General features: G+C 72.4%; 26 protein-coding genes and 1 pseudogene. 15 read left to right on the top strand and 12 right to left on the bottom strand.

The genetic code is table 11. The features are described from left to right. Positions 1-494 precede the first annotated feature (494 nt). The 3 genes from H293_RS0133070 to H293_RS0133060 all read left to right on the top strand — a co-directional run bounded on the left by H293_RS0133070 (position 495) and on the right by H293_RS0133060 (position 3,031). Positions 495-1,160, top strand: a complete 666-nt coding sequence (locus H293_RS0133070; protein ID WP_020122108.1) for a M15 family metallopeptidase — start codon at positions 495-497, stop codon at positions 1,158-1,160. A gap of 85 nt (positions 1,161-1,245) precedes the next feature. Then, complete coding sequence (locus tag H293_RS0133065; protein WP_020122107.1) at positions 1,246-1,782, top strand: RNA polymerase sigma factor; 537 nt, start codon at positions 1,246-1,248, stop codon at positions 1,780-1,782. A gap of 112 nt (positions 1,783-1,894) precedes the next feature. After that, positions 1,895-3,031 carry a C40 family peptidase gene (locus H293_RS0133060; RefSeq protein ID WP_020122106.1) on the top strand — a complete coding sequence of 379 codons (1,137 nt, stop codon included), beginning with the start codon at positions 1,895-1,897 and terminating at the stop codon, positions 3,029-3,031. An 84-nt stretch (positions 3,032-3,115) separates the two neighbouring features. On the opposite strand, the gene H293_RS0133055 is transcribed toward H293_RS0133060, so the two are convergent. Beyond that, complete coding sequence (locus H293_RS0133055; protein WP_028808410.1) at positions 3,116-4,453, bottom strand: hypothetical protein; 1,338 nt, start codon at positions 4,451-4,453, stop codon at positions 3,116-3,118. Positions 4,454-4,566: 113 nt separating this feature from the next. Here H293_RS0133055 and H293_RS0133050 point away from each other — a divergent pair, with 113 nt between their 5' ends. Both H293_RS0133050 and H293_RS61505 read left to right on the top strand, forming a co-directional pair. Continuing rightward, the gene (locus H293_RS0133050; RefSeq protein ID WP_020122104.1) at positions 4,567-5,802 is read left to right on the top strand and encodes a molybdopterin-dependent oxidoreductase; all 1,236 of its coding nucleotides are present in this window, start codon (positions 4,567-4,569) and stop codon (positions 5,800-5,802) included. Beyond that, on the top strand, positions 5,802-6,239 hold the full coding sequence (locus H293_RS61505; RefSeq protein WP_310591938.1) for a hypothetical protein: 438 nt from the start codon (positions 5,802-5,804) through the stop codon (positions 6,237-6,239). Before H293_RS0133050 ends, H293_RS61505 begins: the two co-directional genes overlap by 1 nt. A gap of 176 nt (positions 6,240-6,415) precedes the next feature. Here H293_RS61505 and H293_RS61500 read toward each other — a convergent pair. The 3 genes and pseudogenes from H293_RS61500 to H293_RS0133035 all read right to left on the bottom strand — a co-directional run. Continuing rightward, positions 6,416-6,664 (bottom strand): annotated as a pseudogene (locus H293_RS61500) (methyltransferase domain-containing protein); the annotation flags it as partial. 428 nt (positions 6,665-7,092) lie between these two features. Then, a complete protein-coding gene (locus H293_RS0133040; protein ID WP_020122102.1) occupies positions 7,093-7,701 on the bottom strand; it encodes a TIGR04282 family arsenosugar biosynthesis glycosyltransferase in 609 nt (202 codons plus the stop codon). Further along, complete coding sequence (locus H293_RS0133035; protein ID WP_020122101.1) at positions 7,698-8,402, bottom strand: glycosyltransferase family 2 protein; 705 nt, start codon at positions 8,400-8,402, stop codon at positions 7,698-7,700. Before H293_RS0133035 ends, H293_RS0133040 begins: the two co-directional genes overlap by 4 nt. Positions 8,403-8,505: 103 nt before the next feature. Here H293_RS0133035 and H293_RS0133030 point away from each other — a divergent pair, with 103 nt between their 5' ends. Beyond that, positions 8,506-9,228: a response regulator transcription factor gene (locus H293_RS0133030; RefSeq protein WP_020122100.1), complete on the top strand. Its 723-nt coding sequence runs from the start codon at positions 8,506-8,508 to the stop codon at positions 9,226-9,228. Then, complete coding sequence (locus tag H293_RS0133025; protein WP_020122099.1) at positions 9,225-10,337, top strand: sensor histidine kinase; 1,113 nt, start codon at positions 9,225-9,227, stop codon at positions 10,335-10,337. Before H293_RS0133030 ends, H293_RS0133025 begins: the two co-directional genes overlap by 4 nt. A gap of 125 nt (positions 10,338-10,462) precedes the next feature. On the opposite strand, the gene H293_RS0133020 is transcribed toward H293_RS0133025, so the two are convergent. From H293_RS0133020 to H293_RS0133010, 3 genes are all read right to left on the bottom strand, one after another. Continuing rightward, positions 10,463-11,464 (bottom strand): NAD-dependent epimerase/dehydratase family protein, encoded by a 1,002-nt coding sequence (locus H293_RS0133020; RefSeq protein ID WP_020122098.1) that lies wholly within the window; start codon positions 11,462-11,464, stop codon positions 10,463-10,465. Positions 11,465-11,533: 69 nt separating this feature from the next. Beyond that, the gene (locus tag H293_RS0133015; protein WP_020122097.1) at positions 11,534-12,982 is read right to left on the bottom strand and encodes a sensor histidine kinase; all 1,449 of its coding nucleotides are present in this window, start codon (positions 12,980-12,982) and stop codon (positions 11,534-11,536) included. Next, the gene (locus tag H293_RS0133010) at positions 12,979-13,668 is read right to left on the bottom strand and encodes a response regulator transcription factor (protein WP_028808409.1); all 690 of its coding nucleotides are present in this window, start codon (positions 13,666-13,668) and stop codon (positions 12,979-12,981) included. The genes H293_RS0133015 and H293_RS0133010 overlap by 4 nt, the downstream gene beginning before the upstream one ends. Positions 13,669-13,832: 164 nt before the next feature. On the opposite strand from H293_RS0133010, the gene H293_RS0133005 reads away from it, so the two are divergent. From H293_RS0133005 to H293_RS0132980, 6 genes are all read left to right on the top strand, one after another. Further along, complete coding sequence (locus H293_RS0133005; protein ID WP_020122095.1) at positions 13,833-15,173, top strand: ferredoxin reductase family protein; 1,341 nt, start codon at positions 13,833-13,835, stop codon at positions 15,171-15,173. Positions 15,174-15,183: 10 nt separating this feature from the next. Continuing rightward, entirely contained in the window at positions 15,184-15,909 is a 726-nt protein-coding gene (locus H293_RS0133000) for an FMN-binding protein (protein WP_020122094.1), read from the top strand. Positions 15,910-15,918: 9 nt separating this feature from the next. Next, positions 15,919-16,656: an FAD:protein FMN transferase gene (locus tag H293_RS0132995; protein ID WP_020122093.1), complete on the top strand. Its 738-nt coding sequence runs from the start codon at positions 15,919-15,921 to the stop codon at positions 16,654-16,656. A gap of 249 nt (positions 16,657-16,905) precedes the next feature. Beyond that, the gene (locus H293_RS0132990) at positions 16,906-18,036 is read left to right on the top strand and encodes an ABC transporter ATP-binding protein (RefSeq protein WP_078612744.1); all 1,131 of its coding nucleotides are present in this window, start codon (positions 16,906-16,908) and stop codon (positions 18,034-18,036) included. Then, positions 18,033-18,722: an ABC transporter permease gene (locus H293_RS0132985; protein ID WP_020122091.1), complete on the top strand. Its 690-nt coding sequence runs from the start codon at positions 18,033-18,035 to the stop codon at positions 18,720-18,722. The genes H293_RS0132990 and H293_RS0132985 overlap by 4 nt, the downstream gene beginning before the upstream one ends. Next, a complete protein-coding gene (locus H293_RS0132980) occupies positions 18,719-19,387 on the top strand; it encodes an ABC transporter permease (RefSeq protein WP_020122090.1) in 669 nt (222 codons plus the stop codon). The genes H293_RS0132985 and H293_RS0132980 overlap by 4 nt, the downstream gene beginning before the upstream one ends. Before the next feature lie 43 nt (positions 19,388-19,430). Here H293_RS0132980 and H293_RS0132975 read toward each other — a convergent pair whose 3' ends face one another. Genes H293_RS0132975 through H293_RS0132960 form a run of 4 tightly spaced genes read right to left on the bottom strand, consistent with a single transcriptional unit; the run spans position 19,431 to position 23,625 of the window. Then, positions 19,431-20,033: a GTP-binding protein gene (locus H293_RS0132975; RefSeq protein WP_028808408.1), complete on the bottom strand. Its 603-nt coding sequence runs from the start codon at positions 20,031-20,033 to the stop codon at positions 19,431-19,433. Next, the gene (locus tag H293_RS0132970) at positions 20,020-20,436 is read right to left on the bottom strand and encodes a DUF742 domain-containing protein (protein ID WP_020122088.1); all 417 of its coding nucleotides are present in this window, start codon (positions 20,434-20,436) and stop codon (positions 20,020-20,022) included. The genes H293_RS0132975 and H293_RS0132970 overlap by 14 nt, the downstream gene beginning before the upstream one ends. 28 nt (positions 20,437-20,464) lie before the next feature. Further along, a complete protein-coding gene (locus tag H293_RS0132965) occupies positions 20,465-20,941 on the bottom strand; it encodes a roadblock/LC7 domain-containing protein (protein ID WP_007385464.1) in 477 nt (158 codons plus the stop codon). After that, entirely contained in the window at positions 20,938-23,625 is a 2,688-nt protein-coding gene (locus tag H293_RS0132960; RefSeq protein ID WP_020122087.1) for an ATP-binding protein, read from the bottom strand. The genes H293_RS0132965 and H293_RS0132960 overlap by 4 nt, the downstream gene beginning before the upstream one ends. A gap of 368 nt (positions 23,626-23,993) precedes the next feature. On the opposite strand from H293_RS0132960, the gene H293_RS0132955 reads away from it, so the two are divergent. Beyond that, positions 23,994-24,959, top strand: coding sequence for an ABC transporter substrate-binding protein (locus tag H293_RS0132955; RefSeq protein WP_028808407.1), 966 nt, complete (start codon positions 23,994-23,996; stop codon positions 24,957-24,959). Between the two features lie 32 nt (positions 24,960-24,991). Here the strand turns inward: H293_RS0132955 and H293_RS60495 are convergent, their stop codons facing one another. Beyond that, positions 24,992-25,174, bottom strand: coding sequence for a hypothetical protein (locus H293_RS60495; RefSeq protein WP_259294575.1), 183 nt, complete (start codon positions 25,172-25,174; stop codon positions 24,992-24,994). A gap of 26 nt (positions 25,175-25,200) precedes the next feature. Between H293_RS60495 and H293_RS55475 the strand changes: the two genes are divergently transcribed. Then, positions 25,201-25,350, top strand: a 150-nt coding sequence (locus tag H293_RS55475) for an MlrC C-terminal domain-containing protein (protein ID WP_397895715.1), incomplete at its 3' end; no start/stop codon positions are given.

Here is a 25,350-nt window from a genome sequence, read left to right as displayed (position 1 = left end):
ACGGGGTGCCGTGGTGTGGCGGGGGCGGCGGTTTGGGTGTGCCGCGGATCGGGGCGGGTGCGGGGGTCGGTTGGCGGGGTGCCCTGGTTCGGCGCGGGCGCGGGCGCTGGCGTAGGCGGGACGGGGCGCCGTGGTGTGGTGGGAGCGGCGGTTTGGGTGTGCCGCGATTCGGGGCGGGTGCGGGGGTCGGTGGTCCAGGCGTGCCGTGGTGCGGGGAGGGAGGGGGCGTCGGTGGTCCCGGTGTGCCGTGATTCGGTGCGGGAGTCGGCGTAGGCCGGATGGAGCGCCGTGATGTGGCGCGGGCGCGGGCGTAGGTGGTCCGGGTGTGCCGTGATTCGGTGCGGGAGTCGGCGTAGGCCGGATGGAGTGCCGTGATGTGGCGCGGGTGCGGGCCTCGGCGGTCCGGGGTGGCGCCAGGGCGTTGCAGAACCCCCGGTCCGGCGCTTGCAGGCGATCTGCAGAGCAATTGCAGAGGCCCCCGGGATGCTCTTCCCGTGACCGACATCATCACGCTCGCGGACCCGAGGGTTGCCGCGGTGACGCACGACGAGTGCGGGGAACCGCTCGTCGATCTGCGGGAGGAGGGGCAGCTGCTCCTCGATCCCCGGCAGGCCGACGACGACGGGAGCTACGCCCACCTGAGGGCCGGTGCGCTGCAGCGGCTCGTGCGGGCGCAGCGGATGCTGCCCGCGGGGATCCGGTTGCTGGTGGTGGAGGGGTACCGGCCGCCCGGCCTCCAGCGCCGGTACTTCGAGCAGTACGCGGCGACCATGCGACGGGCCCACCCGGACGCGGCTCCCGAGCGGATCCGTGAGCTGGCGAGCGCGTACATCTCGCCGCCGGAGGTCGCCCCGCACGTCAGCGGCGGCGCGGTCGACCTGACCCTGTGCGACCACGCGGGCCGGGAACTGCCGCTCGGCACGGAGGTCAACGCCACCCCGGAGGAGAGCGCGGGCGCCTGCCGCACCGACGCGCCCGGCATCGGCGCCGAGGCGCGCGAGTACCGGGCCCTGCTGGGCCGGGTGCTCACCGAGACCGGGTTCGTCAACTACCCGACGGAATGGTGGCACTGGTCGTACGGCGACCGGTACTGGGCCCTGCTGCGCCGCGTACCGGCCGCCCGCTACGGCCCCGCCGACCCGCCCCGTCCTCCGGCCTGACCACCGGAGCGGGACGGCGCACGAGGACCGCAGCGAGAGAACACCGCAGGGATCACCGCAAGGGATCACCGCAAGGGGGAAAGAAATGCACCACAGCCACGCCACCTGTCCGCCACCACCGCGCGAGACCGACAACCGGATGAGCGCCGGGGACTTCGACGCGTCCTTCACGGCCGACATGCCACGCCTGCGAAGGCGGCTGCTGGCACTGACGGGCAATCCGTACGACGCCGACGACCTGCTCCAGGAGACCTATCTGCGGCTCTCCCGGCGAGCCCGCTCACAGAGCCTGACACGGCAGCAGCACCCGTACGCGTACACCTGCGCCGTCGCCCTCAACCTGCTGCGGGACTCCTGGCAGCACCCCTCCCGTCGCGAGCGCACCACGGACCAGCTGCCGGAAGCCGGCTGGGACGGCGGACTCGACTCCTACGAGGCCTCCGCCACGGCGCTCGCACTGCTGCGCATGCTCTCCGAGAAGGAGGCCGCCGCGGTGATCCTCGTGGACCTGGAGGGACTCACCCACGACACGGCCGGGGAGCGGCTCGGCGCCCATCGCGGCACGGTCCAGCGCAACCGTCTGCGCGGCCTCGCCAAGATGCGTGCCGCCCTCCACCCGTAGCCCGGATGGCACACCTCCACGGGGGTGGGGTGTGCCATCCGCGTCTCCCACCGCGTCTCCCGCCGGCGTCACCGGCATCCCGCTGACGCCACCTCGACGAAGGAAGAGTCCCTTGCAGACCATCAGCACGCGCCGCCGGACCAGCGGCGCGATCCTGGGCGCCTCGGCCCTGGCGCTCACCGCGTTCTTCTCCGCCCCGGCCCACGCCGCCCAGGACGCCGGCTGCGGTGTCCTGGCACCCGGCGCCTCGGCCACCGCGCAGGCCGCCGTCGACGCGGCCTGTTCGCAGATCGGCGTCTGGTACAGCTGGGGCGGCGGCCACGCGGCCACGCCCGGCGCCAGCTACGGCTACTACGACGGCTCCGACCCGGACAGCCTCCACGACGGCGAGCGCAAGGGCTTCGACTGCTCGGGCCTGATGCGGTACGCCTACTACCGGGCGACCGGCAGGGACCTGCTCAACGGCACGGCCGACGACCAGTTCCACACCTCGCAGGCCACCGCCCGGTTCTCCGCCGGACAGGGCACCGCCCCGCTGCTGCCGGGCGACCTGATGTTCTGGGGCAGCGGCCACATCCACCACGTCGCCATGTACCTGGGCGGCGGCCAGATGGTCGAGGCGTACGAGTCGGGCACCCACATCAGGGTCACGTCCGTGCGCACCGGCGGCGACTACGCGGGCGCGGTCCGCATCAACGGCTCCGGCACGCCCGTCCCGCCGCCCGCGAACGGCGGCACGGTCTTCGAGACCTGGGGAACCAGCGTGCGCACGCACCGGTCGCCGAGCGTGGGCTCCGGCGTCGTCGACACCTTCCCCGGACCGACCCAGGTGTCCGTCCAGTGCCAGCAGCACGCGGAGACCGTGACCGCCGAGGGCTACACCAACGACGCCTGGGCCAAGCTCGCCGACGGCTCGTGGATGACCAACATCTACATCAAGGGCCCGGCCTGGCTGCCCGGCATCCCGGACTGCGGCGGCAGCAGCACCCCGCCGCCGTCCGGCGGCAGCAAGGCGTTCCAGACCTGGGGCACGGGCGTGCGCACCCACAGCGAGCCCAACGTCAACGCGGGCGTGGTCGACTACTTCGCGCAGCCGACCACGGTCAACGTGGTCTGCCAGGCCCACGCCCAGACGGTGACGGCCGAGGGCTACACCAACGACGCCTGGGCGAAGCTGACCGACGGCTCGTGGATGACCGTCATCTACATCAAGGGCCCCGACTGGCTGCCGGGCGTGGCCACCTGCTGACCCGGCCCCTCCCGACCGGACCGGCCGTGCACGGCCGGTCCGGTCCTCTCGGCCGTCTCGGACCTCCACGGCAGTCGTGGTGCCTCACCACCCCGTCAGCAACAGGTGGTTGAGGAGCAGCGCCAGCACCGCCTGCCCGACCAGCCATCCGCGCGCCCCCGTCAGAAAGGCGCACGCGGGCAGCAGCCACATCGCGAACGGCAACCAGATCCGCTCGGTCTCCGCCTTGCTCATCCCGGACAGATCCGCGAGGAGGAGCGCGAGAAGAGCACTGAGCACCAGCAGACTGAGCCGAAGATCGCCGTGGTCACCGCGCGGCCGCGACCGCAGCCGTGGCCACAGTCCCGGCCGGACCACAGCCCGCCGCACCCCCGCCACCGTCGCCGGCCCCACGATCAGCACCGTGCACGCGAGGTTCGCCCACACCCAGTACCCGTACGGCCGGACCCCGCCCGCCCCCTGGTAGTACCGCGTCACCAGCACCCGGTACCCCTCCCACCACGCGAACCCGGACACGGTGAACAGCACCGGCACGACCACGAACCCGGCCAGCGCGAACAGCAGGGGCCGACGCGCGGAGCCCAGCAGCAGCACCGCCCCCGCGACGACGGCCATCAGGGTCAGGCCGTACGACAGATAGACGGTCAGCCCGAACAACAGCCCTGAGCAGAAGCCGTACGGTCCCGGCCGTACCCCCCGCACCGCGAGGGCGAGCAGGGTCACCGCCCACGCGGCCACCGCCGCGAAGTACCCGTCGGCCGACGTGCCCACCCAGACCGCGGCCGGGGCCAGGACCAGGAAGGGCGCGGCGCGGCGGGCGAGCGCCTCGTCGGCAAGGGTGCGTACGGCGATCAGGACCGCGACCGCCGCGGTCGTGCCGACGGTGATGCACCAGGCCCCCGCCCAGCCACCGCCGCCGAGCCCGACCCGGTCGAGCAGGACGAAGGTGAGGGTCGCGCCCGGGGGATGCCCGGCGACGTGGGCGCCCCAGTTGTCCGGCGAGCCGATCAGGATGTGCCCGGTGAAGCCGCGCAGGGCCGCCGGGATGTCGTGGAAGCGATCGACGGCCCGGAGGTACTCGTTCTTGGTGGTGAGCTGCTCGGCGACGCCCCGGTGCCAGCCGTCCACGAGGGCCAGGGACCACGTCCAGGCCATGCCCGCGCCCCAGACGGCGAGCAGCAGCGGACGCCAGGGGAGCCGGACGGCGAGCGAGGGACCGTAGACCACCACGACGACGGCGACGAGCACCGCGGCCGGGGTGCCGGGGCCGACATGCGGGTCCCAACTCGCCAGCAGAGGCGGCCAGTCGACACGGAGCGAGCCGTCCCGGTGCTGGATCGCCCGGCCGACCAGGACGGCGGTCAGCACGAGCAGCGCGGCGCACACGGCCGCGTACAGGTCACGAAGGAGGTCCCGGTTCACCCGCACGACGCTAGGCCGCACGACCGCCTCCGTACGGCTGACATGCGACGACGTCAGAGTTTCGTCATGGTTCGCGGGCGGTCCCCGGGGTGGCGCGGGCCTACCGTCGGGACATGGCACGGTCTCCCTTCGCACCCTCCTTCTGGCGCAGCCCGCTGCGCGGTCCCTGGCTCACCTCGGTCCTCGGGATCGTCCTCCTCGGCGGAATCACCCTGCTGTTCGTGACGGGCCTGCTGTCGTACGCCGCCTACAACCCGGACCTCGCGCCGGTGAACGACAAGACCCCGGACAAGGGGATCCTCGGCTTCTACCTCTTCTCGTGGCCGACCGACCCGCACTGGCTGTACCGGCTGGACCAGGGTGTCCACGTCACCCTGGGCATCACCCTGATCCCCGTCCTGCTGGCCAAGCTGTGGTCCGTGGCGCCGAAGCTGTTCACGCTGCCGCCCGCGCGTTCGCTCGCCCACGCCCTGGAGCGGGTCTCGCTGCTGCTGCTGGTCGGCGGCGCCCTGTTCGAGTTCGTGACCGGGGTGCTCAACGTCCAGCTGGACTACCTCTTCCCGGGCTCCTTCTACCCGCTGCACTTCTACGGGGCGTGGGTGTTCTTCACCGCGTTCGTCGTCCATGCCGTGCTGAAGACGCCGCTCGCGCTGCGCAATCTCCGCCGGCTTCGGGAATCCCGGGAGGAGCAGGGTGAGTCGGTGTCCCCGGACCCGGCCGAGCCGACCGTGTCGCGGCGCGGGGCGCTCTGGTTCGTCGGGGGCGGTTCGCTGCTGCTGTTCCTCACCACGGCCGGACAGAACTTCGACGGCGTCCTGCGCCGGACCGCCCTCCTCGCCCCGCACGGCGGCGCCGAGCCGGGGTCCGGACCGGGCGGCTTCCAGATCAACAAGACCGCCGCGTACGCGGGGATCGACCCGGCCGAGACCGGTGAGGAGGCCTGGCGGCTGGTCGTCGCCGGGCGCGACGGCCGCACGGTCCGCCTTGGCCGTGCCGAACTCCTCCGACTGCCCCTGCACAGCTCGGCGTTGCCCATCGCCTGCGTGGAGGGCTGGTCGACCTCCGACCAGTGGTGGCGCGGAGTACGGCTGCGGGACCTCGCGGTGCTCGTCGGGTACGAGGACGATCCGCCGGACGTCCTCGTGGAGTCGCTGCAACGGCACGGCGCCTTCCGGCGGGCCGCCCTGCGCGCCAACCAGGTCGCCGACCCGCGGTCCCTGCTCGCCCTGTCCGTCAACGGCGAGGACCTGACCCCGGACCACGGCCACCCGGCCCGGATCATCGTGCCCGCGGCCCCCGGTGTGCTCAACACCAAGTGGGTGGCGCGGCTGACCTTCGGAGACCTGTGATGCGGATCCCTCTCGGCAGTCCTCTCCAACTCCTCCTGCTCGTCTGTTCGTTCGCCCTCGCGGGATATGCGGGAGTGCGGCTGCTGGCAGGCGACTGGTTCGGGGTCGCGCTGTGGTTCGTCGGCGCGGCCCTTCTGCACGACCTGGTGCTGCTGCCGCTGTACGCTGCGGCGGACCGGGCACTGGTGAGGACGGCGGGGCGGCACGTCCTGTACGTCCGGATCCCCGCCGCCTTCTCCCTGCTGCTCCTGCTCGTGTGGTTCCCGCTGATCAGCGGGCAGGTCGCGGACCGTTACGCCCGGGTGACCGGCCTGTCCGCGGACGGATTCCTGGCCCGCTGGCTGCTGGTGACGGCCGTGCTCTTCGGCGGTTCCGCGGTGGTCTTCGTCGTACGGCGGCGCAGGGCGACGAAGGAGCGGCCGCCCGCCGTCCACTGATCCACGGACGCCCAGCCGGAGCGTGCGGCGTGCCGCAGCAGGGCGGGGGTGCCGAGCCGGGCCCACGGGAACGGGTTGCCGACGGCACCCCGGGCGTCGGCGACACGCACCTGGACCCGCTCGTCGAGATCCGGGCCGGTGACCGTCTCGGCGATCAACAGGCCGTCGGAGTCGAGCAGTTGGGTCATCCGGTCGAGCAGGGCCCGCGGGTCGCCGCCGATGCCGACGTTGCCGTCGATCAGCAGCGCGGTGCCCCAACGGCCCTCGCCCGGCAGGGACTCGAAGACGGACCGCCGTAGGGCCTGCCCGCCGAGCGCGACGGTCCGCGCGACCGCAGCCTCGCTCACGTCGATGCCGAGCACCCGCCGGCCACGGGCCCCGAGCGCGGCGACCAGCCGTCCCGGACCGCACCCGACGTCCAGCACCGCACCCTCGCAGCGCCGCAGCACCTCCAGGTCCGCGGCATCCGCGGCGGCGCACCAACGCTCCAGTTCCAGCGGGAGCAGCCAGCCGTCGGAGCGGCGCAGGAAGAGGGGCCCGCGACCGGTGCGCAGGGCCCGCGCGTAGGGGTCGGCGGACCAGGTGCCGTCGTACGGCCGGGCGTCGACGCCCGGGAGTGCCGGCCGGGGGCCGGGGAGTGTGCCGGTCGCCGCCGCTGCCGCCGCGACCGTCTCCGAGTCCTCTGTCCGGCCGGTGTCCGGCCGGCGTCCGACACCGTCCGTCCGTGGGGGTGGAGTGTCCGCGCGGCGTGGGCGGGTTCCGCCCGTCTCCGGCCCGGCTCCCGTCCCGCCGTCCGGCCGTACGGGTGCCGTGTCCGCGGCGGGCCGGGTCGCCACGCCGACCTGCGGCCCCCTCACCGCGGCACCGCCGCGAGCCGTGCCAGCTCCGCCGCGAACCGTCCGTCCGGTGCCGCCCGCGCGACCAGTTCCGCGTCGTGCGCCGTGTCCACGTCCCGCAGCGCCGGCAGCTCCCGCACCCGCAGTCCGCTGAGCCGGGCGCGCTGGGCGGCGCCGGTGCGGGGCGTCGACATCGGGACGCCGCGCAGCAGGGCGGGGTCAGGTTCCGCCAGGCCCAGGGCCCAGAAGCCGCCGTCCTCGGCCGGCCCGAACCAGGCATCGCAGTCGGTGAAGTCCACCGTGAGCAGCTCGGGGGTCACCTGGGGCGTGTCCATGCCGATGAGCAGGGCCGGGCCTTCGCAGCCCGCGAAGGCGGCGGCCAGCCGTTCGTCGAGGCCGCCCGCGCACTGCTGGACGACCTCGAAACCCGGCGGCAGCCAGGGGCCAGGCGCGCCCTCCAGGACCAGCACCCGGCGCCGGGCCGGGGTACGGGCCACCACGTCGAGGGTGTCCGCGAGGGACGCCTCGGCCAGCGCGGCCGCCGCCTCGGGCGTGAACGGCGGGGTGAGCCGGGTCTTCACCCGCCCCGGCCTCGGCTCCTTGGCGATGACGAGCAGCGTGGTCACGCGCGCACCCCCGTCTCGTTGAGGACGTGGCTCATGTCCCGCACCGCCTGCCAGGTGCCCCGCCAGGTGCCCGTCACCTTCGAGGCGCCGGTGCGCGGGTGGTACGGCACGTCGTGCTCGGTGATCCGCCAGCCCGCGTCGGCCGCCCGCACCACCATCTGCAGGGGATAGCCGCTGCGCCGGTCCGTCAGGCCGAGGGCGAGCAGCGGCTCGCGCCGGGCGGCCCGCAGCGGGCCCAGGTCACGCAGGCGCAGACCGGTACGGCGGCGCAGCAGCCGGGAGAGCGCGAGATTGCCGGCCCGGGCGTGCGGCGGCCAGGCGCCACGGGCCTGCGGACGGCGCCGGCCGAGCACGAGGTCCGCCTCGCCGGCCAGCACCTCGGCCACGAAGGGCACCAGGTCGGAGGGGTCCAGCGAGGCGTCGCAGTCGCAGAAGCACACGATGTCGGCCGTGGCCGCGGTCAGCCCCGCATGGCAGGCGGCGCCGAAACCGCGCCGCTCCTCGTGGACGACGGTCGCGCCGAGGGCGTGGGCGATGCGGGCGGAACCGTCCGTGGAGCCGTTGTCGACGACCAGCGCGCGCCACCCGGGCGGAATGCGTTCCAGCACCCACGGCAGGGCCCCTGCCTCGTCCAGACAGGGCAGCACGACGTCCACGGACGCCGCCGGTTCGTTCAGAGAAGGTGTCGTCACGGCTTTCACCCTACGAACGCAAAGCGCGCATACCGGACTCCGGCTCCTTACGAAACAAGGACGTCGGCGGCAGCCCGCGGCGCATTCGCGCGCGCGGTGCGAGGCTGGCGGCATGGAGCAGCAGCAGTACGCACAGACCCGGCCCCGGGTCCTCGTCGTCGACGACGACCCCACCGTCGCCGAGGTGGTCTCCGGCTACCTGGACCGGGCCGGATACCTCGTGGACCGGGCCGCCGACGGCCCCGAGGCACTCGCCCGCGCCGCCGAGCACCGCCCGGACCTCGTCGTCCTCGACCTGATGCTGCCCGGCATGGACGGCCTGGAGGTGTGCCGCCGGATGCGGGGACGCGGGCCCGTCCCGGTCATCATGCTCACCGCCCGCGGCGACGAGGACGACCGCATCCTGGGCCTGGAGGTCGGCGCCGACGACTACGTCACCAAGCCCTTCAGCCCCCGCGAACTGGTGCTGCGCGTCGAGTCCGTGCTGCGCCGCTCCCGGCCCGCCCAGCAGTCCGGAGCCCTCCGCGCGGCCGGGCTGAGCCTCGATCCGCAGGCCCGCCGTGCCGTCAAGAACGGCGCCGAACTCGCCCTCACCATCCGCGAGTTCGACCTCCTCGCGTTCTTCCTGCGGCACCCCGGCCGGGTCTTCGGCCGGGAGGACCTGATGCGTGAGGTGTGGGGCTGGGACTTCGGCGACCTGTCCACCGTCACCGTCCACGTCCGCAGGCTGCGCGGAAAGGTGGAGGACGACCCGGCGCGCCCGCGGCTCATCCAGACCGTGTGGGGTGTCGGATACCGCTTCGAAGGCGTCGCGGAAAGCGGGGCCCGGCCATGAGCGACACGCTTCTCATCGCCCTCTACGCCTTCCTCGGTGCCGCCGTCGCCGGGCTCCTCGGCGCCTGGGTGCTGCTGCTGATCCGCCGCCGCTCGCTCTCCCTGCACCTCACCGTGGTCGCCGCCGTCGGCGTCACCGCGATGCTGGCCGGGACCCTCGCGGTCGCCCAGGCCATGTTCCTGTCCGGGCACGACCTGAGGGTCGTCACGACCGTCGTGCTGATGGCCGCCGTGGTCTCACTGGCCACCGCCCTGCTGCTCGGCCGCTGGGTCTCCGCCCGCAGCCGGGCCCTCACGCTCGCCGCCCGCTCCTTCGGTGACGGCGGCGACTTCACCTCGCCCGGCGGCCCCACGACCGCCGAACTCACCGATCTCAGCCGGGAGTTGGAGCTCACCAGCGCTAAACTCGCCGAGTCCCGCGAGCGGGAGCGCGCCCTGGAGTCCTCCCGGCGCGAACTCGTCGCCTGGATCTCCCACGACCTGCGCACCCCGCTCGCCGGCCTGCGCGCGATGTCCGAGGCCCTGGAGGACGGCGTCGCCGCCGACCCCGCCCGCTACCTGCGGCAGATCCGCACCGAGGTCGAACGCCTCAACGCCATGGTCGGCGACCTCTTCGAGCTCTCCCGCATCCACGCGGGGGCGCTGGCGCTGAGCCCGAGCCGGATCTCCCTGTACGACCTCGTCTCGGACGCCCTCGCGGGCGCCTACCCGCTGGCCCGCGAGCACGGCGTACGGCTGGTCGGCGACCGGGTGGCGGCCGTGCCGGTCGAGGTGGACGGCAAGGAGATGAGCCGCGTGCTCGGCAACCTCCTCGTCAACGCCATCCGCCGCACCCCCGCCGACGGCACGGTCGCGGTGGCCGCAGAGCACCGCGCCGAGGGGGTCGTCGTGTCCGTCACGGACGGCTGCGGCGGCATCCCCGAGGAGGACCTGCCCCGCGTCTTCGACACCGGCTGGCGCGGCACCCACGCCCGGACCCCGCCCGCCGGAGCGGGACTTGGCCTCGCCATCGTCCGGGGCATCGTGGAGGCCCACGCGGGCCGGGCCACCGTACGCAATGTGCCGGGCGGCTGCCGCTTCGAGGTGGTGCTGCCGACGGCGGCCTCCTGAAGCGGCCGCCTCCCGACCGGTCGCCTCGTGAAAAAGCGGCCCCTTGGTAAAGGGGCCGCTGCAAAAATGGTGGCGCCGCCCGCGGCCGCTTTCTTTCGCGGGCGGCACCACCGGTCCACCGCGGGCTACGCGTCCCGCATCCCCGCGCCCGCGAACTCCCGCATTCCCTCGGCGAATCCGACCTCCGCCTTCCACCCCAGCTCCGCCCGCAGCCGCGCCGAGTCCGCCGTGATGTGCCGTACGTCCCCGAGACGGTACTCCCCGGTGACCACGGGCTCGGGACCGCCGTACGCCTCGGCCAGCGCGCGGGCCATCTCGCCCACGGTGTGCGGCTCGCCGCTTCCGGTGTTGTACGACGTGAGCGCGCCGTCCCGTGAACTCGCCTCCAGCGCCGCCACGTTGGCCGCCGCCACATCCCGCACGTGCACGAAGTCCCGGCGCTGACCGCCGTCCTCGAAGACGCGCGGGGCCGCACCGCGGGCGAGCGCGGAGCGGAAGAAGGAGGCGACCCCGGCGTACGGGGTGTCGCGGGGCATGCCAGGGCCGTACACGTTGTGGTAGCGCAGGGCCACCGCGGAGCCGCCCGTGGCCCGCGCCCAGGACGCCGTCAGATGCTCCTGGGTGAGCTTGGTCGCCGCGTACACGTTCCGCGGGTCGACCGGAGCGTCCTCGCCGACCAGACCGGGGGACAGGGCCGCGCCGCACCGCGGGCACGGCGGCTCGAAGCGCCCCGCGTCCAGGTCGGCCACGGCCCGCGGACCCGGCCGTACGGTTCCGTGCACGGCACAGGCGTACCTGCCCTCGCCGTACACCACCATCGACCCGGCCAGCACCAGCCGCCGCACCCCCGTCTCGGCCATCGCGGCGAGCAGGACCGCCGTTCCGAGGTCGTTGTGGGAGACGTACCCCGGAGCGTCGGCGAAATCCGCACCGAGGCCGACCATGGCCGCCTGGTGGCACACCGCGTCCACTCCGCTCAGGGCCTTCCGGACGGCGTCGGGGTCCCGTACGTCGGACGCGGGGTCGGACCGGACGTCGTACAGGAGGGGCTCGTGGCCGTGTGCCGCGAGCGCCTCGACGATCTGGGACCCGATGAAACCGGCACCGCCGGTGACCAGTACGCGCATGCCCTCACGCTAGGGCCCGGACCGGGCCGGACGGCCGGGCCGCGCGGTCACGTCACGGCTTCGTAAGACTCACGGCCGGGTGAGGTTCAGCGGCAGCGACACGGTGAACACCGTCGAGCCGGGCGCGCTGCCCAGCTCGATCGTGCCGCCGTGCGCCCGCACCAGGGAGCTCGCCACCGCGAGGCCGAGGCCGCTGCCGCCCCGGTCCCGGCTGCGGGCCTTGTCGACACGGTAGAAGCGGTCGAAGACCCGCTCCTGGTCGGCGGCCGGGATGCCCGGCCCGGCGTCGGCGATCCGCACCTGTGCGTGCCCGTCCCGCACCCGCACGCCGACCGAGACCGCCGTGCCCGCCGGGGTGTGCACGGCCGCGTTGGTGAGGAGGTTGTCGACGACCTGGCGCACCCGCTGCGGGTCGAGGCGCAGCTTCAGAGCCTGCGGACCCTCCTCGAAGGACAGCGGATGGTCCGGGTGGCTCGCCCGGAACGCGTCGGCCGCGTGTTCCACCAGCTCCACCAGGTCCACCTCGACGGGCCTGAGCGGGGTCTCCACCTCCGCCGCGTCCAGCCGGGCGAGCAGCAGCAGGTCGTCCAGCAGGAAACCCATGCGGGCGGCCTCGGCGCGCAGCCGGGCCAGGTGCTTGTCGCGCTCCTCGGGGGCGTTGGCGGCGGCGTACTGGAAGAGGTCCGCGTAGCCCCGTACCGACATCAAGGGCGTGCGCAGCTCGTGCGAGGCGTCCGCGACGAACCGGCGCAGCCGCTGCTCGGCCGCCGCGCGGACCGCGAGCGAGTCGTCGATGTGCTCCAGCATGGTGTTGAACGCCGTCCGCAGCTCCTCCACCTCCGGCCCGCCGCCCCGCCTGTCGGCGCGCAGCGGCAGCCGGGACGCCGTCTCGGTGAGGTCGTGCAGGGCGATGCCGTGCGCGGTGTGCGCCATGTCGCTCAGCGGCTTCAGGCCCCGGCGCAGCATCCGCCGGCCCGCCAGCACCAGCGCCAGCAGGGCGAGCCCGAAGGCGACCACCTGGACCGTGATCAGCCGCCGTACCGTGTCGTCGATGTCGGCCATCGGCGCGGCGCTGACCAGGATCACGCCGGGTTTGACCTCGCAGCTGCGCAGCCGGTACTCGCCCTGGCCCGCGATGTCCTCGGTGCTCAGCACCTCGGTGTTCGCGGAGATCTGCGCCTTGGCCACGGCGGTGAGGCCGGCGACGTCCTCGGGCAGGTCGCTCGGCTCCTCGGGCCTGCGGAGCACGGGGGAGCCGTGCGACACGTCGTACACCGCGTAGTACCAGCCCCAGTACTTCTTGCCCGCGAGCGTGCCGTTCTCCGCGATGCTCCTGGACTGGGCGACCTGGGCCAGCCCCAGCTGGTCGTCGAGCTGGTTCGACAGGTAGTCCCGCATATAGGTCGTCAGGGCCGTGCCGACCACGGCGAACACCACCAGCGCCAGCGCCCCGAGCCCCAGCGCCAGCCGGGTACCGAGCCGCAGCCGCCGGTACGACCTGAGGAGCCGGCGGATCACTCGGCCGCCTGCCGGATGACGTACCCGAAGCCCCGCACGGTGTGGATCAGCGGCTCGCCCGTGTCGTCCAGCTTGCGGCGCAGCCGGCTGACGACCAGCTCGACGACGTTGGAGCGGCCGCCGAAGCCGTACTCCCACACGTGGTCGAGGATCTGCGCCTTGGTGAGCACGGTCGGCGACTTGCGCATCAGGTACCTGAGCACCTCGTACTCGGTCGGGGTGAGCGTGAGCAGCTTGTCGCCGCGCCGCACCTCGCGGGTGTCCTCGTCCATCGTGAGGTCCGCGACCCCGAGCACCGAGCGCTGGAAGCCGGGCCCGGCGCTGCGCCGCAGGACGGTCCGCAGCCGGGCCATCAGCTCCTCCACCGCGAACGGCTTGACCAGGTAGTCGTCCCCGCCGCGGGTCAGCCCCGCCACCCGGTCGGCGACCGCGTCCCGAGCCGTGAGGAACACCACGGGCACCATGGTGCCCGAGCGGCGCAGCCGGTCCAGGACCCCGAAGCCGTCGATGTCGGGCAGCATCAGGTCGAGCACCACGATGTCGGGACGGAACTCGGCGGCGCGGCCGAGCGCCTCCTCGCCGGAGTTGGCGGTGACCGCCTCCCAGCCCTCGTAGCGGGCGACCGTCGCCACGAGATCGGCGATCGGCGGGTCGTCGTCCACGACGAGGAGTCGTACTTTTTCCACCCGCTCATAGTGCTTCACGGCGGCCGGAAAGCCAGAGCGGGGTGGGTCCCGTGCGCAGATCGATAACCTCTTGAAAGTTGTACGACAGCTGATCGACAGCTCCGGCCGGACAAGCTCGGTTGTCCACTCGGTTATCCCAGGCCCCGACCAAGGAGCTACGACCCGTGACGACCGTCCAATCGCCCCCCACGTCCCCCACGGCGATCAAACGCCCCAGGGTGGTGGCCCGCACCGGGCTCTACGCCGTGCTGGCCGCCAACGCGGCCGTCGTCGCCTGGTTCTTCGCCCAGGCCGGCTTCGCCTCCAACGCGCTCATCGTGCTCGGCCGCCTCACCGGCCTGTACGCCGCGCTCATCATGGCCTTCCAGCTGGTCCTGGTGGCCCGGCTGCCCTGGCTCGACCGCCGCATCGGCATGGACCGGCTGACCTCCTGGCACCGCTGGACCGGCTTCGGCATCCTGTGGACGCTCCTCGCGCACGTCGTCTTCATCAGCTTCGGCTACGCCGAGGGCACCGACGTGGGGCCGATCGGTGAGATCGTGGACCTCGCCGAGACCACCGAGGGCGTGCTCCGCGCGGTCGTCGCGTTCTTCCTGATCCTCGTGGTCGGCGCGGTCTCCGCCCGCTACGCCCGGCGCCGCCTCGCGTACGAGACCTGGCACTTCATCCACCTGTACACCTACGTCGCCGTGGTGCTCGCCTTCACCCACCAGGTCTCGGTCGGTACGACCTTCACGTCCTCGTCCCTCGCCACGGCCTACTGGTACGGCGTCTGGAGCGTGGCCCTCGGCTCGGTCGTCCTGGGCCGCGCGGTGCTCCCGCTGTGGCGCAACTGGCGCCACCAGTTCCGGGTCACGGCCGTCGTCCCCGAGAGCGACCACGTCGTCTCGGTCTACGTCAGCGGCAAGGACCTCGACCAACTCCCCGCGCGGGCGGGCCAGTTCTTCCTGTGGCGGTTCCTGACCGCCGACCGCTGGTGGCAGGCCAACCCCTTCTCCCTGTCCGCAGCCCCGGACGGCAGGACCCTGCGCCTGACCGCCAAGGCGGCCGGCGAGGGCAGCGCCGCCCTGAGGCACCTCAAGGTCGGCACCCGCGTCTTCGCCGAGGGCCCCTATGGCGCCTTCACGGCCCTGCACCGCACCCGGCCCGAGTCCGTGCTCATCGCCGGCGGCGTCGGCGTCACCCCCATCCGGGCCCTGCTGGAGGAGGTGCACGGCCACGCCGTCGTCATCTACCGGGTCGGCTCCGACCGGGACGCCGTCCTCTACGACGAGCTGCGCGACCTCGCGATCGCCAAGGGCGCCGATCTCCACCTGGTCACCGGACCGCCGGTGCCCGACAAGCTGGCGGCCGGCGAGCTGGCGCGGCTCGTGCCCGACATCGCCGACCGGGACGTCTTCCTGTGCGGACCGCCCCCGATGATGAAGGCGGTCCTGGGCAGTCTGCGCGAGCTGGACGTGCCGGGGCCGCAGATCCACTTCGAACGCTTCAGCCTGGCGGGATGAGGAACAGACCGTGAAACGAGCCATACCTGTCGTCGTCCTCAGCATCGCGGGCCTGGTCCCCGTCTGGCTGTACCAGCCCTCGGCGGGCTCCTCGACCGTCCAGGCCACCACGCCTGCGCCCTCGTCGGCCTCCTCCTCGTCCTCGGGATCCTCCGGTTCGAACGTCGTCACGAGCTCGACGATCAACACCGAGAAGGGGCCCGTACAGCTCCAGGTCACCTTCGACGGTACGAAGATCACCGCCGTGAAGATGCTCCAGCAGCCGGACCACCCGCAGACCACGGCGGCCGTGCCGAAGCTCGTCGCGGAGACGCTTCGGGCGCAGAGCGCGGACATCGACACCGTGTCGGGCGCGACGATCACCAGTGAGGCCTACAAGAAGTCCCTCCAGGCCACGATCGACGACAACGCGAAGAGGGCGTCGGCGGCCTCGTCGTCTCCCTCCTCCTCTGCCTCCTCCTCGTCCTCGGAGCAGGCGTCCAAGACCGTCGACGGCACCGCGGTCGACACGGAGAAGGGCACCGTCCAGGTCCAGGTGACCTTCTCCGGTACGGAGATCACGGCGGTGAGGATGCTCCAGCAGCCGAACCATCCGCAGACCACGGCGGCCGTGCCGAAGCTGGTCGCGGAGACGCTTCGGGCGCAGAGCGCGGACATCGACACCGTCTCCGGTGCGACCATCACCAGCGGGGGCTACAAGGAGTCCCTCCAGGCCGCCATCGACGCGAAGGGCTGAGGAACGGGCATGCTGCACCGCGTCGAACACGTCATGGGCTTCCCCGTCTCGCTGCGGGCCGACGACGAGAGCGTCCCCGAGTCCGCGGCGGACACGGTCTTCGCCTGGCTGCGCGAGGTGGACGCCAGGTTCAGCCCGTTCAAGGAGGACAGCGAGGTCTCGCGGTACGACCGCGGCGAGCTGTCGGAGGTGAGCGCGGACCTCGCCGAGATCCTCGACCTGTGCGAGCACTACCGGAAGGCCACCGGCGGCGCCTTCGACGTACGGCTGCCCGGTCGCCGCCTCGACCCCTGCGCGGTGGTCAAGGGCTGGTCGGTGCAGCGGGCGGCCGAACTGCTCGGGGCGGCCGGCGCGACGCGTCTCGTCCTGAACGCCGGTGGTGACGTGGTCGTCTCCGGCGGCCCCTGGCGGGTGGGCGTACGCCACCCCGAGCACGCCGACCAGCTGTGCACGGTGCTGTCGCTCACCGACGGGGCGGTGGCCACCTCCGCCCGCTACGAGCGCGGCGACCACATCCTCGACGGCCGCACCGGCCGCCCGGCGACGGGCCTGCTCAGCCTGACGGTCGTGGCGCCGACCCTGACGGAGGCCGACTCGGTCGCCACAGCGGCCTTCGCGATGGGTGCGGAGGGCGTCGACTGGGCGGCCTCGCTGGAGGGCTGCGAGGTGTTCGCGGTGGACGCGGAGCGACGGGTGCTGCGTACCCCTGGATTCCCCGCCGTCAGGGAGGGTGTCACGGCAGAGTGACCCTGCGCACTCATGGAGGGCACCGCGGCCCGGTGCCTGCCCTCCGGAACGGACGGCGCGGGCGGTGGGGCAAGGGTCGTCATGGCGCGTTCTCCCGAAGGGTGAGAACCAGGGGACTCACAGGACACCCACAGCGGCGCCGGGACCAACCGCCTTCGACGTACACAACCGGTCTAGACTCTGCCGGACGGCCTGCTGGACCGGCCGAATGCGGACGACCTCTGCCAGACCCGAAGGGTATTCGGCGCCTTGATACGGATAGATTCAGTCACCAAGCGGTACCCGGACGGCACGGTGGCGGTCGACCGGCTCTCCCTGGAGATTCCCGACCGCTCGATCACGGTCCTCGTCGGTCCCTCGGGCTGTGGCAAGACCACGACCCTGCGCATGATCAACCGGATGGTCGAACCCAGCGAGGGGACCATCCTGATCGACGGCAAGGACAGCCGGCAGCAGTCGGTCAACACGCTGCGCCGGTCCATGGGGTACGTCATCCAGAACGCCGGCCTCTTCCAGCACCGCACGATCGTCGACAACATCGCGACCGTGCCCCGGATGCTGGGCTGGGGCAAGGAGAAGGCGCGGGCCCGGGCCCGGGAGCTGATGGAGCGGGTCGGGCTCGACGGTTCGCTCGCCAAGCGGTACCCCTACCAGCTGTCCGGCGGCCAGCAGCAGCGCGTCGGTGTGGCGCGGGCCCTCGCCGCCGATCCGCCGGTGCTGCTGATGGACGAGCCGTTCTCCGCCGTCGACCCCATCGTCCGCAAGGGGCTCCAGGACGAACTCCTGCGCATCCAGGACGAGTTGGGCAAAACTATCGTCTTCGTCACCCATGACATCGACGAGGCCGTCAAGATCGGCACGATGGTCGCCGTGATGCGCACCGGCGGCAAGCTCGCCCAGTACGCGCCGCCCGCCGAACTTCTGTCGAACCCGGCCGACGCGTTCGTCGAGGACTTCCTCGGCACCGACCGGGGCATCCGGCGGCTCTCCTTCTTCCCCTCCGCGGGACTGCGGCTGCTCACCGCGCCGGTCGTCGCCGTCGACGCCACCGCCGAGCAGATCGCCGCCCGCGGCACTTCCGAGGCCCCCTACCTCCTCGTCACCGACGTGGACGGCAGGCCCCTCGGCTGGATCGAGCCCGGGGACCTGACCGCGGGCGGTGTCGACGCGACGCGACTGGTCTCGTACGGACGGCCCTTCCTGGCCGGCACCGACTCGCTGCGGGCCGCGCTGGACTGTGCCGTGCTCTCGCCCACCGGGTGGGCCGTCGGTGTCGACGCCGAGGGGCGGGTGGCCGGGGTGGTCTCCCAGCAGGCCATCGGCGAGGCGATCCGCGGGGCCCACGCGGAGGGCCGTACGGACGCCCAGGTCGCCCGATGAGCGGCTTCTTCGACATCCCGAGCGACCTCCAGCACAGCTGGCTCGGACTGATCGGGCTGCACCTCAGGGAAGCCCTGCTGCCGGTCCTCGCCGGGCTGCTGATCGCCCTGCCGCTGTCCCAGCTGTGCGTGCGTTTCCGGTGGCTGTACCCGCCCGTGCTGTGGGTGACGACCGTGCTGTACGCGATCCCGTCGCTGGCCTTCTTCGTGGTCCTCATCGACTACACCGGTCAGACCGAGCTCACGGTGATGATCCCGCTCACCGTCTACACGCTCGTCATCCTGGTCCCGGCGATCGTCGACGGCGTCCGTTCGGTGCCGCAGGAGACCCTCGCGGCCGCGACGGCGATGGGCTTCGGACCCGTACGCCGCTACGTCCAGGTCCAGCTGCCGATCGCCGTGCCCGCCATCATCGCGGGGCTGCGGGTGGCGACTGTGTCGAGCATCTCGCTCGTCAGCGTCGGCGCGCTCATCGGCAACCAGGGCGCGCTCGGCAACCTCATCAACGACGCCAACATCTACAACCGGCCCGAACTCGCCGTGAACGCCGTGCTGACCATGGCGGTCCTCGCGATCCTCGCCGACGGGCTGCTGGTCGGTGTGCGACTGCTCATGACGCCGTGGATGCCGAGCGGCGCGCGTGCGCGGCGCGCGCAGCGGCCCGAACCGGAGGTAGCCGCCCGGTGAACATCCTCAACTTCATCAACGCCTTCTTCAGCGACAGCGCGCACTGGCAGGGCTACGACGGCATTCCCACGCGGCTGGGGGAGCACGTCCAGTACACCCTGGAGGCGCTCGCCATCGCCGCGGCGATCGGGCTGCCGGTGGGGCTCGTCACCGGGCACTACGGGCGGGGCGGCAACGCGTTGGCCTTCATCGCCGTCGCCGGGCGGGCCGTGCCCACCTTCGGACTGCTGGTGCTGATGACCCTGTCGCTCGGGTTCGGGCTGATCAACGTGATGATCCCGCTGGTCGTGCTCGCCGTACCGCCGATCCTGGTCACCAGCTACGAGGCGATGCGGTCGGTGGACCCCGCCCCGGTGGACGCGGCCCGCGGGATGGGCATGCACGAGGTGGAGGTGCTGTTCCGGGTCGAACTGCCGGTGGCCCTTCCGCTGATCCTCGGCGGGCTGCGCTCGGCGGCCATCCAGATCGTGTCGACGGCCACGATCGCCGCGTACGTCTCCTTGGGCGGGCTCGGCCGGTACATCGTGGACGGGCTGTACCAGCGCAACTACGAGAAGGTCGTGGGCGGGGCCGCGCTGGTCGCGCTCATGGCGCTGGCGACGCTGGCGGTGTTCTGGGGGATCACCCGGCTCACGGTCTCGCGCGGGGTACTCAGGAGCAACTAGAGCAACCAGGGAGAGGGCCGGGGGAGTTCGCCCCCGGCCCTCGTCACGCCTGCGTGCGGGCCAGCGCCTGTTCCAGGACGACCAGCAGCGCGTCCCGCACCGAACCCCGCTCCCTCGCGTCGAAGACGATGACCGGGACCCGCTCGCTGACGTCGAGGGCCCAGCGGACCTCGTCCAGGGTGTGCTCGACCTTGCCGTCGAAGGCGTTGACGGCGACGGCGAACGGGATCTGCTTGTGCTCGAAGTAGTCGACCGCGGCATAGCAGTCGTCGAGGCGGCGGGTGTCGACGATGACCAGACCCCCGAGCGCGCCCTCGACGATGTCGTCCCACATGAAGCCGAAGCGCTCCTGGCCCGGCGTGCCGAACAGGTACAGCTTCAGGGTCGGGTCGACGGTGATGCAGCCGAAGTCCATCGCGACCGTCGTCGTGGTCTTGCGCGGGGTGTGGCTGAGGTCGTCCACACCCGCGGCGACCTCGGTGATGGCGGCCTCGGTGGTCAGCGGCTCGATCTCGGAGATCGAGCCGACCGCGGTGGTCTTGCCCACCCCGAAGCCGCCCGCGATCACCATTTTGACCGGCAGCGGCGGTCGTACGGCGGCGGAGGGCGCGGCCGAGGGCCGGGTGGCCGGTTCAGTCGGTGTCACGGAGTACCCCTCGGGAGTCGGGGATGGCACGCAGGCCGTCGATCAGCCTGCGCAGGACGGACGCGTCGTGGGTGACGTCGGTGTCGGGCACGTGCACCGTCAGCTGCCCCGCCGTGCGCAGGTCCTCGGCGAGGATCCGCACCACGTTCAGGTGCAGCCGCAGCCGGGCCGCGATCTCCGCGATGGACTGCGGGATGCGGCACGCGGCGACGATGTCGTGCTGTTCGAAGGCGAGCCGGTCGAGCACGGCGAGTCCCTCGGCGGTGGCCACCACCTGGGTCTCGACGGGCATCGTCCGGCCGGACGGATCGGGCGCCACCCGGCCGGCGGTGACGAGGAACGGCCGTACGGCGGGCACCGGACCGCCCGGCTCCGGGTTCGGAGGCGTGCTGCCGTCCGCCATGAATGCGCTTCCTCCTCGATCGGCTCGGTCAGCGCTTCGCCGCGGTGCCGACGCTGTTCTTCAGTTCGAGTACGAGCTGGGGGCTGAGCGCGCTGCCGGCACGGTTCGCGAACAGCGTCATCTCGTACGCGATGTTGCCGAGCTTGGCCTCCTTGTCGGTGACGACGCCGAGCACGGCGCCGCTGCCGATCGCGGAGACCAGGACATGGCCGCCCTCCAGGTCGATGATGACCTTGTTGAGGCTGCCGAGGCCGTAGTTGCCGGAGGCTCCGGCGGCCAGGCTGGTGATGCCGGAGACGATCGCGGCCAGGCGTTCGGAGTCCGCGTGCTCGCGCAGCTCCGACACGGCGATGAGCAGCCCGTCGGAGGACACGGCGATGGCGTCGACGACACCCGCGGTCTCCGTCGCGAAACGGTTCAGCAGCCAGGTGAAGTCGGCTGCGGCGGCCTGCAGGTCGGCGGGCGTGGTGCCTTCCGTAGGCGTGTCACCTGTGGACGTGCTCACTGCTCCGCTCCTTCCGGGGAGTGGTTCTGTTCGTGCGGGGGGTTGGCTGCGGTCTGGTGGGTTTCCACGTCGGCCTTGTCGGCGACGGACGCCGGTCTGGTGTGGCTGCCGGTCTCGCTGTCCCGGTGGGCGCGCTCCACGGCCGCCTCGAACTCGTCGAGCGCGTCGCGTACGGCATCCGCGTCGGCGGGCTTGGGCGGAGCCGTCTTCTGCACGGCCTCGGCACCGACGGTGGTGCGCAGCGTGGCGCCGCGGACCCGGCGACGCAGGGGCCGGGGGCCCTCGCCTCCGTCACCGTCACCGCCCCCGGGTACCTCGCCGGTGCGGGCCTTCGGGATGAACGGGGCCGCGGGGGAGGAGGGTTCGGGGGCCGGGTCGCGGTGCGGGACCCGGCGGGGGAGCGGGGCGTGATCGCCGTCGGCGGCGGCCCCCGTGACGCCGGGCTCCGAGGCGGTGGTACCCCGTCGGGCCGTCGGGGCCCCGGTCGCCTCCTGGACGGACTCGGGCCGTGCGGCCGTAGGACCTGTTGCGGGGACCGGCTTCGGGGCCGGAGTCGTGTCCGCGCCGGAGTCCGAGGCCCAGGCCGGTGCCGGGCGCGTTTCCGGGGCGGTGGCCGCCGCCGAGACCGTACGGGAATCCTCCGCCGTGTCCGGCACCGTGCCGGAGTCCGCCGCGGTGGAGGTCACCGCCACCGGGCTCATCGTCAGCAGCAGGGACGAGGGGATCGTCACCTCGGCCGTCACGCCGCCGCCGGGGGTGCGGGAGAGTGCGACGCCCACCTCCCAGCGGCGGGCCAGGGTGCCGACCACGAACAGGCCGAGCACCTTCGTCGGGACGAGGTCGAGGCGTTCGCGGCGGATGAGGCGGCCGTTCTCCTCCTCCAGGCGCTCGGCGCTCATGCCGAGACCGTGGTCGGAGATCACGACCAGCGCGCCCTCGTGGCTGTCCTTGACGATCACCTCGACGGGACTGCCGACGGGCGAGAACGACACGGCGTTCTCGACGAGTTCGGCCACCATCAGGGTGAGGTCGCCGATGATGTCCGGCTCGACCATGACCTCCGTCCCGGCCTGGAGGGAGACCCGCTGGAACCCCTCGATCTGGCCGAGCGCGGCGCGGACCACGTTGGTGAGGGCGAGCGGCCCGGAGTCGAGGACGGTCTCGCGGATGCCGGCGAGCAGCATCAGGCTGTCGGCGTTGCGGCGCAGGCGGACCGCGATGTGGTCGATGCTGTAGAGGCGTTCGAGGAGTGCGGGGTCGGTCTCGCCGCGTTCCACGGCGTCGATCAGGGCCAGCTGCCTGGTCGTGAGGTTGCTGACCCGGCGCCCCACGCTGCCGAACATCTCGGCGACGTTGCGGCGGCTGAGCACCTGGCGTTCCAGGAGCGCGACCGCGGTGGTCTGCACCTGGTTGAACACGTCGGCGAGATCGCCGATCTCGTCCTTCGCGGTGACCGGCATCTCCTGGAGCAGCGGTGTCCCGGTGTCCTCGGTGTCGTCGTCGGCCACCCGGGCCAGCTCACGGCCCGCGACCTCGGCGACCTGCTTGGCGGCACCGGTGAGCGCCTGCACCGGGCGCACCACCGAGCGCCGTACGGCGACCGAGAAGGCGAGCCAGAGCACGAAGCCGAGCAGGGCCGATCCGAGCAGCCAGGCCGCGTTCGTACGCGCGTCCCGGGAGGCGGCGTCGGCGCGGTCGGCGATCTGGTCGATGAGCGAGGTGGTGGTCTTCAGCCGGGTCCGGGCCTGGGCGCGGTAGTCCGGGTAGGAGTCGAGCGCCGTCTGGAAGGCCTGCTTGATCTCGGCCGGGCTCTGCGCCTGCAGCGAGCCGGGGTCGATCTGGAGCTCGGCGTACTGCCGGGCGATCGCCGCCTGGGCCGTGTTGTGCTCGATGTCGCCGAGTTGCTCGGCCTGCCCCGCCGTGGCGAACCGGCCGAAGCGCTCCACCTGGTGGATGTACTCGTCGTAGGAGCCGATGGCGCCGATCAGCTCGATGAGGGCGTTGGAGTCGCCGGTCGTCGCGGAGAAGACACCGGTCTCGAAGGAACCGTGCGCGGCGTCGGCGCGCAGCAGCGAGTCGAGCAGGTTGCCGGTGAAGGTGGCGGCGAGGGCCGGGTCACGGTCGAGCCCGAGGCCGTCGATCAGGCCCTTCGCGGCGTCGCTGTAGGCCGGGTCGATGTTGTCGGCGGGCAGGTAGGACCGCTCGATGGTGCCCCGCAGGTCCTCCAGCCCGTCGACCTCGCGCAGTGCCTGGGCCTCCTCCCGCGGCAGCCGGCCGCCGAAGACCGCTCGGACCTTCTCCACCTGGTTGTCCACGCGGATCTGGGCCTCGCGGTAGGCGGTCCGCGAGGGGGTGGCGCCGTTCCAGCTGGACTGGTGGCGCACGGAGAGCAGGACGGCCTGCTGGTGCTCGGCCTCCAACTGCCCGACGAGCTTGGCCACCTGGGCGCTGTCCCGCACCAGCTGGGCCGCGTCCGACGCGTCCTGGGACTGGCCGACCTGGTCGGCGAAGAGATACGCCAGCAGCGCGGCGACCACCGCGAGGGGCACACCCACCAGGATGTTCAGCTTGCGCCGGAACGGCCAGCGCTCGGCGAAGTCCCGCAGGCCCCGGTTGCCGCGTGCACCGTCCCGGTCCGGCGACGGTGCCGACCGGGTGGACGCGTCCACCTCGTTCGTGGACACCAGCCCTCCTTCGTGGGTGTCTCGGTCGGCGCGCGCGAGCGGACCTGACCGAATATGATCGCTACGGGACGGTGCGTAGGGACACCTGAATGGCTCCTGCACGCCTGTGTGACCGGCGCCAACTGCGGCGAGACTACAGCCTCTTCGGACAGCGCTTGTTGCCGCCCTGAGTCAAGAATCCGTTACAACCCGAGTCGTACCCCGCGCGCCGGTTTCGCTTTTCCTTCACAACCGACCTTAGGGTGTCGCCAATTGTGACCAGGCTGGTCTTGACTGAGTGAGAACAGGCTGGATTGGATCAGTGCAAGGGCTTCCCTTCTCGAACGCCCCGGATCACCTTGCATCCCCTGACTTCCGGAACGGGAATCGTGACTTCTACCGCCGCACACCGCAGGTCCCTCAGGAAGAACCCCGGCGTGGCCGCCGTCGCGCTCGCCGCCGCCACGGTCCTGCTGGCGGGATGCGGGTCCTCCGACGACAGCTCCGACCCGCTGAGCGAGGACACGGGAGGCGCCGCCAGTGGTGACACCGTCGTCGTCGGCTCCAACAACTTCGCCGAGAGCATCCTGCTCGCCGACATCTACGGCGAGGCCCTGAAGGCCAAGGGCGTCAAGGTCACCTACAAGCCCAACATCGGCAGCCGCGAGACCACCTACGGCCTGCTGAAGAACGGCTCCATCACCGTCCTGCCCGAGTACAACGGCTCCCTGCTGGCCTACCTCGACAAGGACGCGAAGCAGGAGTCCAAGGAGGGCGTGAACACGGCCGTCAAGGCGAAGCTCGACTCCAAGCTGACGCTGCTGGACTCGGCGCCCGCCGAGGACAAGGACTCGGTCACGGTCAACGCGGCCACCGCGAAGCAGTACAACCTGACCGCCGAGTCCACCCTCGCCGACCTCAAGTCCATCGCCCCGAAACTGGTCATCGGCGGTTCGCCGGAGTTCCAGACCCGGCAGCAGGGTCTGCTCGGCCTGGAGTCCCAGTACGGGCTGAAGTTCGAGTCCTTCAAGGCCCTCGACGCGGGCGGCCCGCTGACCCAGGCGGCGCTCAAGAAGAACACCGTGCAGGCCGCGGACATCTTCACGACCGACCCGACCATCACCAAGGAGAAGTTCGTCGTCCTCCAGGACCCGAAGAACCTCTTCGGCTTCGCGAACGTGACCCCGCTGGTCTACAAGTCCGGTCTCACCCAGGAGGGCGTGGCCGCCCTGAACGCGGTCTCGGCCAAGCTGGACACGAAGGCCCTCCTCGTCATGGACTCCCAGGTCCAGCTGGAGAACGGGGACCCGCTGGACGTGGCGAAGGCCTGGCTGAAGTCGAACGGTCTCGGCTGACGCACCCGGTCGCAGGGCACGGGCCGGGCAGCTCACGTTCCCAGTTCCGCCCGTGCCCGGGCCGCCGCTCGCACCGCCATCGCGTCCTCGCCGAGCCGTGAGCGGAGCACCCGCACCGGGTGCCCGCCGACCGGCGGTTCGGCGGTCAGGGCCCGCAGGATCGAGGGTTCGAAGAGGGACGCGGCGCCGGCCTCCGGGAGACGCGCGTACATCATCAGCGACACCGGGGACATCCGGCCCGGTGGTCGTCTACGACTCGCTCCCGGGCCCGTCCGCCGTCGATACGGCGGCACGGGCCGGCGTGGGCGCCACGGTCACTGTCACCGCGGGTGCGGCGGTCGACGACCGGCATGCGGGCCTGCTGAACCGGCCCGGTGGTCGTCTATGGCTC

It is taken from the genome of Streptomyces canus 299MFChir4.1 (assembly GCF_000383615.1).
Taxonomy (GTDB): Bacteria; Actinomycetota; Actinomycetes; order Streptomycetales; family Streptomycetaceae; genus Streptomyces; species Streptomyces canus_C.
The sequence above is the reverse complement of the archived record's forward strand: the minus strand, read 5'-3'. Positions and strand labels throughout refer to the sequence as shown.